The following is a 16,689-nucleotide window of genomic DNA, read 5'->3' on the forward strand; positions in this document are numbered from 1 at the left end:
CTCCCTGATGTGTCGCGATAGGCTCCCGCGACCGGCGTGACTTGTATTGAAGGCAGCGCGATTTCCGCGCCATCAAAGGTTACTTTTATCCGCAGAGTAAGAGTTGACGTTTGTCAAGGTGACAACTGGAATTGGCGAAAAGTCGTGATGCCAAGCCGGTGAAGTTCACAGGCCAAGTGGTTACCGGACTAAATCGTTGAAACGGCGAGAAGCTCCGTCCGACGGGATGGGCGAATCCCAAAAATGACTAAATGCCGAGGATCGAACTCCTCGGCATAAAGAGAGGACATGCAGAAAATCGGGCGCTATGTTTAATTGCCACGCGCTCCCTTGCGCCGCATCGCGAGCATCCCCAGTAAACCGGCACCGAGGAGCGAGACGGGAAGAGGTTCAGGTACGTTGTTCGGCCCCTGCACTTCGCTGATCCGGAACTGTCTGCCGTCATCGATATTCACCATTTCGACGCCAGTGCTGCTGTTGATGTCGACGCTGGTGATACGCTGCCCGTTGGTAGCAAGGATCGTCAAGAAGTTTTCCCCGTTGCCGACCGCCAGATTGTAAGTCGCGTCCGGGCCGTTCACCTGGTGAACCGTGATCACAGCCGTACCGGTATCTCCCTGGACGGCGTTAAGATTGAAAATGAGATCGCCGAACGTGCCTCCATTGAGCAGCGAAACCGTCAAATCCGTGAAGGCGCCGTCGGCCGCATCGACGCGCGCCTGGCCGTTGGCCGGGGTCACCAGATTTTCCGTCGACGTAAAAGCGACCAGAACATCGGATTGATTGGTCCTGCCAGTTACCGTCAGCGCCGGGCCGGAAATGGTGCCAGCGCCATTGAACAGGATGTTTTCCTCGCCAGACTGTTGAGGATTATTTCCCGGTAAGAACATAATGTCGGCATGCGCCAAGCCGCTTGCCAAAGACAGTGCAACAGCCACTGCCGTCAGGCTCTTTTTAAAAATATCCATCGCTTCTCCTTATTGTTGCAGTTAGTAGAACGTGCCATGACACCACGCAGTAAAGAGCAACAAGCAGGCCAGGCTCATAATCTCTTTTTTTTTCAGGCACTTGCGCAAATAGAGAGCTCGTCAATTAGGACGGGTGTAAAACTAGTCGACAGCTCTTGTTGCGCGCATAGCCGAATATGGGCTTGCATACTGTGATCGCTAGCTGTACACATTGCAAGAGACTGAGTCGCAACAAGACAAACTCTGATTTTGGCGCTTGCTATTTATCGAGCCATCACATGCTCGCTGATCAAGCGACAGGTGAGAAGAGCGCATTCTGTCGTGGCGGCGCAAGGGCGGCATCGAAGACTGCGATGGTGGAAACCGGCGACAACGTCTATTTTTAATTGGGGTGTTTCCAATAACGGACCGGCCTTTGACACGATGCGCGCAAAGATAAAAGCTCCCACAACAATATCGCTATTTCACGACAATCTAAGGATTCCATGCAGACCAAGCCGGCAAGCTGCATGCTTGAACCTAGGTGCAGTAGTTCGAAAGTCGATATTCGTCTTGACGATGCACTGCATATAAAAAAACACAGCGGCCATACGGCCGCTGTTCATACCTGCTCTCCGATTAAACCTGCTTGCTGTCGCGACGACGGCGTGCCAACCCGCCGAAGCCCAGCAGGCCTGCGCCCAGCAGCAGCGCGGTGCCCGGCTCCGGCACTGCGGCAACGACGCTTTCCACACGAATCACCAGATCCTGAAAGTCGCTGTCACCACCAACGGTGTCCTCGAATCCGATCACCCAGTTGGTGCCATTCACACCGGTGCCATGGTATGCCACCGAGTAGGCATTGCCGCCATTGAGCTGATCGGCAGTATAGAAGTTGTTGCCGCTAGTGCCCGGGCCGGACAGGAAGAAGCCAAACTGTGCCCATGGGATACCGGAGAAGGTTCCGGTAACCACGTCACCTGCATTGCCACCGATCTGGCCAATGATGCCGGTGTCAGCGCCGGTCCATGCAATCGTGGCACGCGTACCAATGCTGGCTGATCCATTGAAGATGAGGCGTTCGGTCAATGCGGTCGTATCCGTGCCGCCCCACAGCCCCAAGCTGTTGGAATTGGCGTTTCCCGCGAATTCGAACGACAGGACCGGGGTCACCGTCGGAAAAATCGGGCTGGAAGAACTCCACATCGCGGCGCTGTCCTGATTTGTCGCGGCACTAACGCCTTGGCCCGGGAATACTGAATCAAGGATTTCCTGCATCGACGTCTCGCCGCTGACACCGATTGGTACCGGCCGCGTATTGGTCAAATCGATCGGGGCAGCCAGTGCACTTCCCCCCATCATCACGCCAACAGCGAGGCTGACTGCACTAGCTAGGTTTTTGAATGTCATGATCTTGCACTCCAAATTGAATACTTGTTTTGAAATTTGCTTGCTACTTACTGAGTGAATACCGATTGCTTCGTGTATTGCGAATCAGTAATCGCAATATGTATGCCATGCAATACAACTGCTTTCAAAACAAGGACTTAATAGATTTGACTGCCTTGTTGGCCGCGCCACTGTAAAGACTCTCGACAGCGCGGCAGCTTCGGTCCATCGTCGGCGTTAGAGTTGCGTGAGCAACGCGCGCGCTTCCTTTTCCTTCGAAAATTCCTTGCCTGCTGTAAGCAAATGCTGCAGTTCGGTGCGCGCCTTTTCCTTGTCGCCCGATTTCACCAGGCCGAGCGCGAGGCGATAACGGATCTCCATCGCATCGGGCGCAAGCGCCACTGCCTGTTGAAGAAGACTGATGCCACGGGCATGCTCTCCACGCTCCACCAAGATCCATCCCAACGTATCGAGCACGGATGGATTGCTGGAGTTTCCGGCATAGGCCTTTTCGGCATACTGCAATGCGCGGCTGTCCTTTTCCTGTTGATAGAGCCATGCGAGATTATTGAGTGCCCGGACATCGCTCGCATCCCGTTGCAGGACGGCTTCGTAGTGCTTGATCGCCTGCTTGTTCTGCCCAATATTGAGATAGTTCTGCGCAACGTAGGCATGCACCGCGGTATCGGCAGGGTGGTCTTTCAGCCATTGCTCAATGTACCGTTCCGCATCCTTCTCCCGTCCCGCCTGGCGTAGAACAGTATGCAGTTTCATTGCCAGCGTTGCCGTCCTGCCGAGCGCGTATGCGCGCTCATATGCTGCAATGGCAGGCTCCAGCTTGTGCTGCGCCAGCATAAGCTCAGCTTCCAGCAGATGGCCTGCCGGCGACTTCTCATGCTGCTTCTGGATGCTGCGCGCGAGCGTCAATGCCTGATCCCGGTTGCCCCGTGCTTGCTCGACACTGGCCAATGCGACCTGCGCTTCGAGATAGCCGGGCTGCAGCGAAAGCGCTTTCTTCAATGCTTCGGCTGCCTCCGCAGTCTTTTGCATGGTCATGTGGATTGCTGCAATCTTCACGAACACTGCCGCCGATGATGGATTAAGCGCTGCCAGCTTCTCGTAGCTGTCGAGGGCCGCTCGCTTGTCATTACTGGCGAACTGAACCTTGGCCAAGAGATCGAGGGCACCGGCATTAGTCGGGCTGGCTGCTTGAAGTTTTTGCGCAAGCGTGAGCGCTTTTTGATTCTGTCCTAGCCGCAAATAGTGCATCGCCAGCTGCGTTGCCGGCTCCAATGCATCGGGGTTTTCACTATGGGCCTGCTCGAACCAGCGCGTCGCTTCGTCATTCTGCTTTTGCGCAACTGCAATGCTTCCGAGCGCGATCATGGCTTGCACGTTCTTCTTGTCTGCTGCCAGCAGCGCTTCAAAGCGTTTTTTCGCAGCATCCGGCTTCTTGTCGATCATGTCGAGTCGAGCCAGGCTTGCCACCGCATTGAAATAGGTGGCGTCGTACGACAGCGCTCGCTCATAACTCTGGCGTGCGCTTTGCACATCCTTCTTGGCAAGGTAGATGCCGCCCTTCAGATGCTGCAGCTCCGGATTTTTGGGCTGCTCCTTTTCGATGGTAGTGACCATCGAAAGCGCCTTGTCATACTGCTTCTGCTGCAGATAGGCCAGGATGAGGGCTTTGTTCGCCTGCCCCGGCTCCTTTTCCAACGCCGCCGCCTTTTGGAATTCATCGATTGCGCCACCGCTGTCGCCCTGCCCCAATTTGATCTTGCCAAGCGCAGTGCGAATCATCGCATCCTGCGGCGCAGCGGCACTGGCCTTCTGAAAGTATTCGATCGCTCCGGAAAAGTCTTTTGCCTGTGCCGACGACTCGCCTGCCAGCGTCAGCAGTTGTGCATCCTGCGGCGCGTCCTTCGCGGCCGTCGAGACTATAGTGAGCGCCCGCTTCGGCTCGCCGTTCCTGAGCAGCGTCGCTGCGAGCAATTTGCGCGCGTGCAGGTCGTCAGGCCTTTTCTCGAGATACGTCTTCAGGTGCATTTCCGCCTGCTGCGTCGCACCGAGTTCATACTGAACGGTTCCCGCCAGCAGCTGGGCCTGCAAGTGGCCTGGTGCCGCACGCAGCACGTGCTGAAGCGACTCCAGTGCCGCAGCAGGTTTGCCCTGCTTGTAGTCGAGCAAAGCCTGCGTGTACAAAACGCCCAGCGTGCTGGCGCCCTTCTTGCGCGCGGTGTCCAAGCTCGCGCGGGCGGCATCGTATCTGCCGGCGCCAATTTCGATCGTCGCCTTTGCCACCAGCGCTGCAGCGTGATCGGGCTTGAGCCTGAGCGCTTCTTCATAGGCGGCGAGAGCTGCTTCGGCTTTTGCCTGCGCGCGCAGCAAGTCTCCCTTGAAATTCCAGGCATCCGCGTTCGCCGGATTCTTGCTGACAGCCTGCTCGCTGTACCGGGTCGCAGCATCGACATCCTTTAGCAAGAGCGCGTGCCTGGCCAGGCCGATGAGCGCATCCGGGTTGTCCGTATTGTCCTTGCGCGCGAGTTCGAAAGCATCCTTTGCTTCCTGTGCCTTGCCGAGGCCGAGATAAGCGTTTCCGCGCATGACGGCGATCTCGGCGCCGGTTGCGGCCCCAGCTGCCGGCGTCGTTTCCTCCAGCACCTTCTCGAACTTGCCCTGCATGAGAAGCGCCTTCGCCAGTGCAGCTAAAGCCTGGTCGGTATGGTTGCCAAGATCGATCGCCTTGCGCACTTCCTTTTCAGCGGATTGCGGATCGTTGGTTTCGATATAGATTGTGCCGAGCAAGAGCCGGGCGTCCTTGTCATCCGGGTTCTTCTGCAGCGCATTCTTCAACTGGATGATCGCAGCCTTGTTGTCGCCTTTTTGGTGGTAATCGCCGGCTTCCGCCACGAGCGCCTGCGCGCTTTGTGTCTTGCCGCAAGCCGTTAGTCCGCTCGCCAGCAGGGTGCCGGAAATCATCGCGATGCAAAGCGGACGTGTGTGATGAAGAGTGGCCATTGTTGATTCCTTATTAGTGATCGAGTCGCCGTAACGACGATTGCGTGAAAGCGCCCCTTCCGGCTGTCGGCCTTCCCTGATTCACGCGCCATATTCGCACCGGGAAAAGAGTTTATGCGAGGCATGAACGGCGAGACCTTGCAGGAGCACGTTCCATTGAGATGTATCAAAACATCAACATTCCAACACGCAATACTGGCGCTCTCATACAGCGATATCGATGGTTGCCAGGGAGAAAAAATGAAGAAAGTATTTCCTGACCTTGCGTCATGGGCTCAATGGTTCGGTTTTGTGCTTACCCTTTTCATCGCAGGGTGCGCAAGCAAACCGGCAGCCCCGACGGTCGGTGGCGAAGCGGATGCCGCCTCCTACCAACATGAATACCGGATTGGCCCGGGGGACAATGTCATTATTTCTGTATGGCGGCATCCGGAAGTGTCGTTGACGGTGCCGGTACGCCCGGACGGGAAAATCACTACTCCGTTGGTCGAGGATTTGACTGCCAGCGGGAAGACCGGAACCGAGCTCGCACGCGATATCGAAAAGGCATTGGCAAAATACATTCAGGACCCGGTCGTCACGGTCACGATTACCGGCTTCGTTGGTCCTTATGGCGAACAGATTCGGGTCATCGGACAGGCAGCCAAGCCTCAGGCACTCGCCTATCGTGAAGGCATGTCCGTCATGGACGTTGTCATTGCCGTCGGTGGATTGACTGAATTTGCCGCAGGAAACAAGGCAAGCATTGTCCGCACCATCGGAGGAAAGCAGCAGAAGCTTGCTGTACGACTGAACGATCTCATCCGCGACGGCGATCTCTCGGCCAATATGCCAGTCCGTCCGGGAGATATATTGGTCATCCCGGAAAGCTTCTTCTGACGCAGGCGCGGGCAGCGCCGTCGCTTGACGGCGCCGCTGCGTTTTTCACGCACTTGTTGCACTACTTTGCCGGTGCATCTTCCGCGTACGACTCATCAAGCCACAAACAAGGTTGACATCGCTAGGCACTACCTAAACCAGTACTTCTTCCGGCACCGGGTGCCCAAGGAACGCGGTCGGGCTAGCGGTGAGTCCGTAGGCTCCCGACTGGAGCACAACGACCAGATCGCCTATCTTGGCGGGCGGCAGGTCGATCTTATCTGCGATCAGATCAAGCGGCGTACACAGCGGTCCGACGACGGAGGTATTTTCGGAATTGTGGGCGGCGACACGGTTGCCGATCAGGACAGGGTAGTTTTTGCGAATTACCTGCCCGAGGTTGCCCGAAGCGGCAAGATGATGATGCATGCCGCCGTCGGCGACGAGGAAAGCGTGGCCACGCGACACCTTGCGATCGATGATGCGCGTGACGTAGATGCCGGCTTCACTCACGAGATAGCGCCCAAGTTCGATAGCAAGCTGCGCTTGCGGGAGCTGTGCTTCGAGGCGCGATACGACCTGCGCAAGATGGTCGCCAATCGATCGGATATCGAGCTCGTTCTCGCCAGAAAAGTAAGGCACGCCGAAGCCACCACCCATGTTCAGCAGACGCATGTCCTGCGGCGCATGCTGCGCAAGGCGCACTGCAAGTTCCAGCGTGCGTGCTTGCGCCTCAATGATTGCCTCGGCCTTCAGGCATTGCGAACCGCTGAAGACATGTAAGCCAACAAAATCCAGGCCGAGTGCAGCGATCTGCCGCAGTACCTGCGGCGCCAGTTCCGCATCGATGCCAAATTGCTTTGCACCGCCGCCCATCCTCATGCCGGAAGACTTCAGTTCGAAATCCGGATTGACGCGCACTGCGACGCGCGGCCGGATACCGAGACGGTCGCCAGAGCGTGCCACGCACTGCAGCTCGCGCATGGATTCGATATTGATGAGTACGCCCGCAGCGACTGCACGCGCCAGTTCGTCCTCACGCTTGCCCGGCCCGGAAAAACTGATGTGTTCCGGCGCCATCCCGGTATCGAGCACGACCTTCAGCTCGCCCGCCGAAGACACGTCGCAGCCATCGACCAACCCAGCCATGTGTTGCACCAGTGCGGGCATCGGGTTGGCCTTGACGGAGTAATGCAGCCGGACCTGCCGCGGCAACGTCGCACGCAATGTCTTGGCACGGGCGGTGAGCAAGCCGCGATCGTAGGCATAGAACGGTGTCCGGCCGACACGTTGCGCCAGGCGCGTGAGTGGCACGCCGCCGACTTGCAGACAATTGTCGACGACGGGAAATGGCAATTTCCGTGGCATGGTATCGGTCATGAAAGGGCAAGGCTGGTGGAAAACAGGGCATTGAACTTGTTCCGCAAGGCAGACCGATCGATCTTCCCGTTCGCGTTGCGAGGAAGCGCTTGTGGACTGAAAGCGACGTGCGACGGCACCATATATGCAGGCAGGCGTGCACGGCACTCCTGCGTGAGAATTGCCGAGGTCACGCCCTTCCCGGGTACAGGCACCACGACGGCGACGATTGCTTGTCCCAGGTTCGGATGAGGAACGCCGAACACGGCTGCCTCTGTCACGCGGCCGGTGGCATGCAACACTTCTTCGATCTCGGTCGGGCTCACGCGATAACCTGATACCTTGATCATTTCGTCGCGGCGGCCAATGAAATAGAGGAACCCTTCCGCATCCATGCGCACCGTGTCGCCGGACCAGACAGCGATCTCGCGCAGGGGCAGGCCGGCATGCGCACCAGGCAGCGGACGAAAGCGCTCGGCAGTCTTGTCCGGGTTATTCCAGTATCCGAGCGCTACGTGCACGCCCCGGTGCACCAGTTCACCCGGCTCATCCACCGCGCACGGGCTGCCGTCCGGTCGCACCACCAGAATTTCTGCCCCCGGAATCGCACGGCCAATGGAATCCGGGCGCCGTTCTAGTTCGGATGGCGGGAGGAAGGTCGAGCGAAATGCCTCGGTCAACCCATACATCAGGAACACGCGCGCATCGGGCAGAATATGCCGCAACGATTCCAGCACATTGCGCGGCATCGCCCCGCCTGAATTGGTCAAATAACGCAGCGTGGTATGGCGGGGCCATCGTTGTTGCGCGAACTGTATCCACAATGGAGGAACGGCCGCCAGACCGGTGATGCGCTCTTCCTCGACCGTCTTGATCACATCGCGCGGCAAAAGGTAATTCATCAATACCGCTGTCGCACCGCAGCAGAATGCGGTTGTCAACTGGCTCAAGCCGTAATCGAAACTGAGAGGCAGCACTGCCAGGATGCGGTCGCTTGCGGTATTTTCCAGGTACTGGACAACACTCTTGGCGCCGGCGACAAGATTACGATGCGACAGCACCACGCCCTTGGGGCGACCTGTGCTGCCCGAGGTGTACAGGATCGCTGCCATGTCGCTGTCGATGCAGCGGTGCGGGGTTATCGAGCGGGCATCCGAGAGGAAGTCTTCCCATTGCACGAGACGCGCTGCAGCGAACGATGGCCAAGCTTCGACGTCATCAACGACAACGATGGTATGCAGGTCGCCACAGCGTGGCAGCACCGGGGCCAACATGTGCAAACGCTGTGCGGACGTCACCAGAATGCGCACATTACAATCAGCGAGAATGTGGGCGACCTGATTGGCCTTCAGCAGGGGGTTAATCGGGACGAAAACGCCGCCGGCAGTGGACGCGCCGAACAGGGCGACCACCGTCTCGATGCGTTTATCCAGGAAAACGCCCACGCGCTCGCCGCGCGCAAGTCCGGCGGATAACAATCCAGATGCCATCCGGTCCATGTGCCCTGCCAGCTGCCCATAGCTGAGCCGGCGATCCCGATCGACCAGCGCCTCCGCGTCCGGTGTGGCGCGCGCGCGGTCGAACACGAACTGGTGGATGAGCCCGTTCACTTGATTGCCTTCACTTGATCCCGTGCCGGCTCATCAAGTCATAAATGGTCGGACGGCTAACCCCGAGCAATTCCGCTGCCTTGACGATATTGCCGTCCACCCTTGCCAGCGACTTGACGAGCGCCTTGTATTCCGCGTCGTCGCGTGCCTGCCTCAGGTTGATGAAATCATTCTCTTGCGCGGGCGGCACCAATCCGAGATCGTCGGCGGTAATCTGCGGCCCCTCGGCCATGATGACCGCGCGCTTGATGCAATTTTCCATTTCTCGCACGTTGCCGGGCCAGGTATGCGCTTCGATCGCAGCCAGCGCATCATCGCTGAAACCTAATGCAGAGCGGCGCTGCAACGCGGTGAACTTGTTCTTGAAATGATGGGCGAGCAAGGTGCAATCTCCAATGCGCTGCCGCAGTGACGGCACGGTCAGCACAATTTCGCACAGGCGATAGTACAAATCCTCCCGGAAGCGCCCCTGGCTGACCAGATCCTGCAGGTTCTGGTGGGTCGCACAGACAATACGTACATCGACTGGAATTTCAGCTCGCCCGCCAACACGCTCTATCACCCGCTCCTGCAAAAAGCGCAGCAGTTTGGCTTGCAAGGAAAACGGAAGATCCCCCACCTCGTCAAGGAAAAACGTGCCGCCGTTGGCCATCTCGATCTTGCCCAGCGTTTGCTTTACAGCGCCCGTAAATGCCCCCTTTTCGTAACCGAACAATTCACTTTCAAGCAAAGTTTCTGGAATGGCTGCGCAATTGATCGCGACGAACCGCTTATCGCGCCGCGGACTTAACTGATGTACCGCGCGCGCTAACAACTCCTTGCCTGTTCCGCTACTGCCCAACAGCATGACAGTCGCTGTTGATGGCGCGACCTTTTCGACGCTGCGGCAAAGCTTGAGCATGCCGGGGTCGCGGCTGACGATGCCGGCCATCGGCCCGTCATCCTGCGCCTGCAGCAGGCGGCGATTTTCCTGTTGCAATGCATGCAGGTGAAATGCGCGTTCGATCACCATCCCCAATGTAGTGCTGTCGAACGGTTTTTGGTGGAAATCATAGGCTCCCATGGACACGGCCTTCACGGCATTGACACGATCCTGATTGCCAGTCAGGACGATGACTTTGGTATCTGGGGCCATTGCCAAAATCTGCTGCAGGGTCGCCAATCCCTCCGTCACGCCGTCTGCATCGGGCGGCAAGCCGAGATCCATCGTGACGACGGCCGGTTCATGCCTCCGGATTTGGGCGATCGCGCTTTCCCTGTCGCCGGCAATCTGTATATCATAGGCTTCGAAGCTCCAGCGCAATTGCTTTTGCAGCCCGGGGTCGTCTTCGATGACTAGAAGTTTTTTCCTGTTGCCGCTCATGCGGTTATCTCCCTGGCCTTTTTCTATGCGGCGGCAGCCGCAAACTTGTGGTCGTATTGGTGAATTGGTAGCGACACCCTGAAAGTGGTTCCGCATGAAGGAACACTATGTACGTCGATCTCGCCGCCAAGCAAACGAACATACGCACGACTCTCGAACACTCCGATTCCCATTCCTGCCGTCTTCGTCGATTCGAAAGGCGTAAACAACTTGTCACGGATGAATTCCTCGGTCATGCCGTGCCCGGAATCCTGTACCTCGATCACTGCGTGGTCGCCGCTCCTGCATAACCGTACGGCGACCGTACCGGAACGGGGCGTTGCTTCGATCGCATTCTGAACCAGATGGCCCAGTACCCGTTCAAGCCGCGCATGATCGGCTAGCACTACAAGATCCGGTGTATCGAGATGAAGTACTGGCTTGAAGTCGAAGGAAGACTTTTGCTGGACCGCTTGCATCAAGATATCGGTGAGCAGCACGGGAGCAAATGTGTCCGTTTCTGGCCCGCGGCTCAATTTCTGAAGCAGTAGTTTCATTTTTTTGACGGATAGATCCACTGTTTCCAGCATGTCGGCCTGGAACTCCGGGTTATCCTTGTGCCTTTCCGCATTCGTCAGCATCAGGGACAGTTGCGAAATCAGGTTCTTCAAGTCGTGCACGATGAACGTCGACATCCGTGTGTACGATTCGAACTGGCGCGCCACCATGAGGGCATGTTGCGATTCACGTTGCGCCAAATAGCTTGCGGCTTGGGCTCCGGCAATCTTGAGCAAGTCGATTGCTTCCCAATTGAGCTTCATCCTGCTGCGCGGCCGGCCGAGCACCACGAAACCGAATAGCTGACGCTCCAAAAGCAGCGGTACCACCAGCCATGCCGCACGCATATTTGCGAGCCATTCAGGAAGAATGAGGCCTTCATATTTCTCCGGACAGGCTTCATACTCCTGCAAGTCGATCACCCACTGTGTGTTCTCGAGATAACCGCATAATGAACCGTCCAACGGCGCGGCATGGTGAATTGGCGGCATGTTCCAATGGGTTACCGATTCGCACGCCCCACTGTCGTCCTTGCGGAGGAAAAGTGCGCCGGAGGGGCTTTCCATTGGCTGGGCGATCGCTTCTATGGTGCGCTCGTTCAACCCGGCGCCCGCATCCGACAGGGCGCGCGTAAAACGGATCCATTCTTCCCGATAATCGTAGCGATAGCTATAGAAGTGCTTGCTGATGAACACCCGCAGCCAGGCGCGTGCCGAGCCAGAGAACAATGCCGCAAACAGCAGGATGGCGGCGCCGAACAGGAAAGCCACTTGCATTACTGTGCCCCAGGTGCCGCCGAACAGGCGCAAGTAATAGCCGGCTGCTGCCATGGCCAGCAGATAAGCAGCGGAACCGATGATGACTGCGGAGTGAAACAGCACGGTGCGCGATATCGCAAGTGCCTTGGACCATCGCGGATTGCGCGCCGCGGATATCGCGATCAACGGCGCGGTCAAGGCATCGGCCAGCCCGCGTGCCGCCCAAATTTCGAGGTTAATACGATGAAACAACATCGCGTCGCTATAGAGGTAAAAATCGTAGGCAAACAGGCCACCGATGCCCAGGCAGGCATATTTGATCGCCCATCGCTCCTCCTGTGCCGAATTGCGGTACAACTGCTCGACCAGCAGCATGTTCAATACTGCCGCTGCTGTTCGGCCAACAATGATGACCATAAATCCGCCTGCCCCTCCGATGTAAGCAGGATTAATACGCAGGAAGATGGTGGCCCCGAGGAGAAGAAAGCAAAAGAGGCCGATACCGGCGAGTGGAAACACGCTCGCTGTCGACATGCTTCGCTTTCCCGTGCGCAGTTGTCCCAGCACTGACAGCAGAAAGAACGCCCAAGCGGCGCTACGCAGTATTTCCAACACTTCAGACAGCCAAATCAGCGACTGGCCTTCCATGGCGACGGCTACCGTGGAAGCGCCCCACGCAGCCGTCAACAGGCACGCCCCGGCCAGTTCTGCTGCATGCAGTCGTGCACGCCAGCGCGTAAGCAAGAGCAGGGAGAGAATCAGAAAGGCTAAGGCGGCAAGGACATAACTCGCGGCCACGATACTGGTCGACATCTATGTCATTCCCGGCTTCACCGGCTTCCCTTGGCAAACAAAACGACCTGCAAGGTTTCAACCAGTATCAACAGGTCGAGGAAAAGACTATGGTTCTTTACGTAGTACAGATCGTATTGAAGTTTCTGAATCGCATCCTTAACCGAGGAGCCATACTGATAACGTACTTGCGCAAAGCCTGTAATGCCCGGCTTGATGGTATGTCGCACGTTGTAGTAAGGGATTTTTTCGTTAAGCTGCTGAACGAAGTAGGGGCGTTCCGGACGTGGTCCGACAAAGCTCATTTCTCCTTTCAACACATTGATGATCTGCGGCAGTTCGTCTATGCGCAGCTTGCGAATAATGCGTCCCACTCGTGTCGTGCGTGCGTCGTTGGTGGCCGCCCATTGTGGCGTGCCGCTCTGTTCCGCATCACTTCGCATACTGCGGAATTTCAGAACGAAGAAATTTCTGCCATTCTTGCCGACCCGCTCCTGCCGGTAGATGATCGGCCCCTGGTCTTCAAGAGAGATGCACAGCGCTGTCAGTAGCATGACCGGCAATGACAAGCCAAAGATAAGCAGACTGACGGTCAGATCGAAGGTGCGTTTGCATACGTTACGAAGAGTGTCCTGCTTGAAGCCATCACCGTAAATCAGCCAGCTCGGATAGAGGCTGTCGATACGAATCTGGCGCGCCTCGCGTTCAATAAACGCTGCAGCGCCGGTGACCTTGATTCCGTTGAGCTTGCATTCGAGCAGATCATGCAGCGGGAAACCGCCACCGCGCTGATTCTGGGTCGACACCACGATTTCACGCACGCTGTGCTTCTTCGCAATCGAGAATAGCGACTCGTCGGCAGGCAGGATCGCCGAGGAAGACACCAGGCATTCTTCCATGCGAAGCGGTACGAAGCCGACGATGTTGTACTTCTTCGACAACCCCTTGTCCTCTGCAAGGTTGCTGCACTCTTTCGCAAGAGCCCCTTCACCGACAAAAATGAGGCGCGACTCCAGAACGCTCAGCTCGAAAGTCCGGAAAATAACAGTCCGCAACGTCAAAATTGTCACCGCGGCACCGATGGCAGCAATCGCAAGGACGCGCAGGTCGAAATACATGTCCGGCAACAGCTGAAGCAACACGGCAGCCATGCCAAAGCCCAGTGCGGCGGATGGAGCAAGACGCAACGCCGTCATCGTCGCAGTCGGCTTGCCTTCCAAATGGTAGAGGCCGAACGCAGCCATGCTGAACACGGTGGTCAACGCGAAACCGGACGCCGATGCAAAGAAAGTCTTATCCATCGGCCGGACAGGATAGCCATACGCAACAAGGATGTCGTGCGCACCGTACAGCGAAAAAATCAATGTAAAGATCTCGATGAGCAGTAGTGCTGACACCAACTTGGAAACATAGTGATTGAAGATCTTTACCATGACTCACTCCGACAGGTCATTCATTGCGCTATTTTGTGCGGTGGCGGACGCGGCATCTCACATCGGTCGTGATGCACTATGCTTCCAAGTACGGGGGCTTTTTTACTGTTAGTCAATTCGAATGACGTAACTTAACTTTTGATACCTCGTGCATTCTTGAGAAAGCGCAATTAAGTTACAGCCTGTAATACTTTGCGGAAGGGTGTCTGCGGAGAATCAAATTGCCAACGGGGAACAAAGTACAGTGACTAAGTACTGGAATACTTTGCTGGGCGGGGCCTACTTATAGCTGACCGGACTCAGCGCTCAAATATATGTCAATGTGAACGAGAACATCACACTGCGACAAAATGTGTAATCCTCGCCCCAATAACGTGGGCAGGATTGCTCCCGGCTTCCGGGCGCCAAGGCTGCATATCAACTGGACGCAATGTCTCCACGCCCACGCGATACCATGATCGGCCGTGCAGTCCATATGCCCTCCATCCCGCCCGCTTTCCCCTTGACCCTTGCAACACCAGCAATACACGTGGTGTTCCTGCAACAAATCAATGGATCTCAATCAAGCTCCCGCCTCATATCGGAATTTTCAATTTCCTCTTGGAAATAACCGACGGTATGCTGAGAACTGCCATCATCTCGACATTGGCAAACCCGTTGAAAAGCGGGGACGCAAAGCTTCTGGTCTACTGGCCTGGCGCCTATGACAGCAGAGCTGCACAGAGTGAATGACACTGGAAGAACGCGTTCTTCCTGATCGCCTGTCCCCCTCGCAGCTGCCCAGCCACCATTTCGCACCCGAAGTCGTTCGCCCCTCTCTTTTCTCGCTCGCCGTCGGGACTACCGGGCCGCGCCAACGCGGCATTCTAGAGAGAGCGTTATGCATGCAAAGGAAGTACCCCGAAGTGGAGGCAAGCCGGCGATGTCGTACAAGGCCGGCGCAAACATGCTGCGCCTTGGGCAGGCGGTGGCATGCATCATTGTTGCGATGCTGCTAGGCGCGTGTTCCGGTGCATTGCCGTTCCAGTCCGACGGTCAGGCCCAGCCGAGCGCGTCTGCGACTTACGGTGCGCCGGGCAAATCGAAGCACATGCGCGCCACCACCGCCCGCGACATCCTGGCCGAATGGGGCACGTTCGGCATCGAGCGCAAAGCCGCCAGGCGGGGTCGCGTGCCTGACGCAATCCGCAGTTACGACGATCCGCCCGAACTCGCCATGTCGGTCGACGACATCATGGCCAACGCGGTATGCCACTCCTGCGATCAAAAGCCATATCACCAGATGGTGCTGAATGCATCGCAACAGCATGGCGTGCCGGCCAGCCTGATTCATGCCGTCATCCAGAAGGAATCCGGCTACAACCCGAGCGCCACCTCGAAACGGCATGCGCGCGGCCTGATGCAGATCACGCCGCAGACGGGTCGCTTCGTCGGCGTGCGCGACAGCCGGCGGCTGTACGATCCCCAAACCAACATCAATGCCGGCGCGGCCTACCTGAAATACCTGATGAGCATGCACGACACTGTCGACAAGGTACTCGCCGCCTACAACTCGGGACCGGGCAACGTGCGAAAGTACAAGGGCGTTCCGCCCTTTAGGGAAACCAAGCGCTATGTGAAGGATGTGAAGAAGTATTACGCCAGCGCAGCGATCCGGCCGCGCTGAACGCCTGTCGCGGCTCAGGCCGCGACATACTGGCTGATTTCGCGCTAGTGACGCTCTGACACACATACCAGCGCGAAACCGAACTGGCACTAGCTGTTTGACCAAACGCATGCACATGCCGCTTGCGGAAACATCAATCAGCACGCTATTGATCGTGGGGATGCTTGCCGCCATGACCAGCGCGGACGCGTCGCCTATACGCATTCGTTTTACACCCTGGCGGGCGACTTCAGCAGCCTGGACGCCACCGGCACGGCCGACGTCACCAGCCTCGGCCTGTCCTATCCGCTGATCCGCTCGCAGCAGCGCAACCTGGTGCTGGCGGCCAGCTTCGAGCACAAGCAGCTCAAGGACCGGCAAGGCGCGGCCGGCACCAGCAGCAGCAAGACCAGCTCCGGCATACCGGTCGCGTTGAGCTTCGACGTGCGCGATCAGCTGTACCGCGCCGGCATCACCTACGGCGCGCTGTCCTGGACCCGCGGCAGCGCGAACCTGGACGACACCTTGCAGGGAACGGACCAGAATACGGCGCGCAGCTCGGGCAGCTTCAACAAGTTCAATCTCGATCTCGCCCGCATTCAATCGCTGGCCGAACACGTCGACCTGTACGGCCGTGCATCGGCGCAATGGACCGGCAAGAACCTGGATTCGTCGGAGAAGTTCGGCCTGGGAGGCATCAACGGCGTGCGCGCCTATCCGAGCGGCGAGGGATTCGGCGACGACGGCTGGCTGGCGCAACTCGAGCTGCGCTACGCGGCGGGGCCGTATACGCCCTTTCTCTTCTATGACACGGGGCGGGTGAAGATCAATCACGATCGATGGACCGCGGGCGACAACCATCGCAGCGTTGCCGGCGGCGGCGCGCCGCGCTCGGACACGCAGGATCGCGTCCCGATGGCCTGGGGCAGCGTGCAGTACCGCTTCTGATGCTGTCGCTGTGGCGCCGCGCAAGGCGGCGT

Annotated in this window: 11 protein-coding genes and 1 riboswitch; of the genes, 3 read left to right on the top strand and 8 right to left on the bottom strand. The window is 57.6% G+C overall.

The window, feature by feature from the left end; genetic code table 11:
• Positions 1 to 311: 311 nt before the first annotated feature.
• From TSA66_RS13205 to prsT, 3 genes are all read right to left on the bottom strand, one after another.
• On the bottom strand, positions 312 to 968 hold the full coding sequence (locus TSA66_RS13205; RefSeq protein ID WP_040040369.1) for a PEP-CTERM sorting domain-containing protein: 657 nt from the start codon (positions 966 to 968) through the stop codon (positions 312 to 314).
• A gap of 618 nt (positions 969 to 1,586) precedes the next feature.
• Positions 1,587 to 2,357, bottom strand: a complete 771-nt coding sequence (locus tag TSA66_RS13210; protein WP_094299059.1) for a DUF4114 domain-containing protein — start codon at positions 2,355 to 2,357, stop codon at positions 1,587 to 1,589.
• Between the two features lie 216 nt (positions 2,358 to 2,573).
• Positions 2,574 to 5,354 carry an XrtA/PEP-CTERM system TPR-repeat protein PrsT gene (gene prsT / locus TSA66_RS13215; RefSeq protein ID WP_040040371.1) on the bottom strand — a complete coding sequence of 927 codons (2,781 nt, stop codon included), beginning with the start codon at positions 5,352 to 5,354 and terminating at the stop codon, positions 2,574 to 2,576.
• 240 nt (positions 5,355 to 5,594) lie between these two features.
• Here prsT and TSA66_RS13220 point away from each other — a divergent pair, with 240 nt between their 5' ends.
• Positions 5,595 to 6,233 (top strand): XrtA/PEP-CTERM system exopolysaccharide export protein, encoded by a 639-nt coding sequence (locus tag TSA66_RS13220; protein WP_040040372.1) that lies wholly within the window; start codon positions 5,595 to 5,597, stop codon positions 6,231 to 6,233.
• Between the two features lie 132 nt (positions 6,234 to 6,365).
• On the opposite strand, the gene TSA66_RS13225 is transcribed toward TSA66_RS13220, so the two are convergent.
• The 5 genes from TSA66_RS13225 to TSA66_RS13245 are packed head-to-tail and all read right to left on the bottom strand — an operon-like array spanning position 6,366 to position 14,064.
• Positions 6,366 to 7,580, bottom strand: a complete 1,215-nt coding sequence (locus TSA66_RS13225; protein WP_232429472.1) for a pyridoxal-dependent decarboxylase, exosortase A system-associated — start codon at positions 7,578 to 7,580, stop codon at positions 6,366 to 6,368.
• 8 nt (positions 7,581 to 7,588) lie between these two features.
• A complete protein-coding gene (locus tag TSA66_RS13230) occupies positions 7,589 to 9,181 on the bottom strand; it encodes an acyl-CoA ligase (AMP-forming), exosortase A system-associated (protein WP_040040374.1) in 1,593 nt (530 codons plus the stop codon).
• A gap of 10 nt (positions 9,182 to 9,191) precedes the next feature.
• Positions 9,192 to 10,544, bottom strand: coding sequence for a PEP-CTERM-box response regulator transcription factor (prsR, locus tag TSA66_RS13235; RefSeq protein ID WP_040040375.1), 1,353 nt, complete (start codon positions 10,542 to 10,544; stop codon positions 9,192 to 9,194).
• A 23-nt stretch (positions 10,545 to 10,567) separates the two neighbouring features.
• The gene (gene prsK / locus TSA66_RS13240; protein WP_040040376.1) at positions 10,568 to 12,652 is read right to left on the bottom strand and encodes an XrtA/PEP-CTERM system histidine kinase PrsK; all 2,085 of its coding nucleotides are present in this window, start codon (positions 12,650 to 12,652) and stop codon (positions 10,568 to 10,570) included.
• A gap of 17 nt (positions 12,653 to 12,669) precedes the next feature.
• The gene (locus tag TSA66_RS13245; protein WP_040040377.1) at positions 12,670 to 14,064 is read right to left on the bottom strand and encodes a TIGR03013 family XrtA/PEP-CTERM system glycosyltransferase; all 1,395 of its coding nucleotides are present in this window, start codon (positions 14,062 to 14,064) and stop codon (positions 12,670 to 12,672) included.
• Positions 14,065 to 14,701: 637 nt separating this feature from the next.
• Positions 14,702 to 14,787: riboswitch (cyclic di-GMP riboswitch) on the top strand.
• A 157-nt stretch (positions 14,788 to 14,944) separates the two neighbouring features.
• Between TSA66_RS13245 and TSA66_RS25590 the strand changes: the two genes are divergently transcribed.
• Positions 14,945 to 15,730, top strand: coding sequence for a lytic transglycosylase domain-containing protein (locus TSA66_RS25590; protein WP_084199603.1), 786 nt, complete (start codon positions 14,945 to 14,947; stop codon positions 15,728 to 15,730).
• Between the two features lie 216 nt (positions 15,731 to 15,946).
• Positions 15,947 to 16,657: a ShlB/FhaC/HecB family hemolysin secretion/activation protein gene (locus TSA66_RS13255; RefSeq protein WP_269748416.1), complete on the top strand. Its 711-nt coding sequence runs from the start codon at positions 15,947 to 15,949 to the stop codon at positions 16,655 to 16,657.
• The last annotated feature ends 32 nt before the right edge of the window (positions 16,658 to 16,689 follow it).

This window comes from Noviherbaspirillum autotrophicum (genome assembly GCF_000818395.1).
GTDB classification, from domain to species: Bacteria; Pseudomonadota; Gammaproteobacteria; order Burkholderiales; family Burkholderiaceae_D; genus Noviherbaspirillum; species Noviherbaspirillum autotrophicum.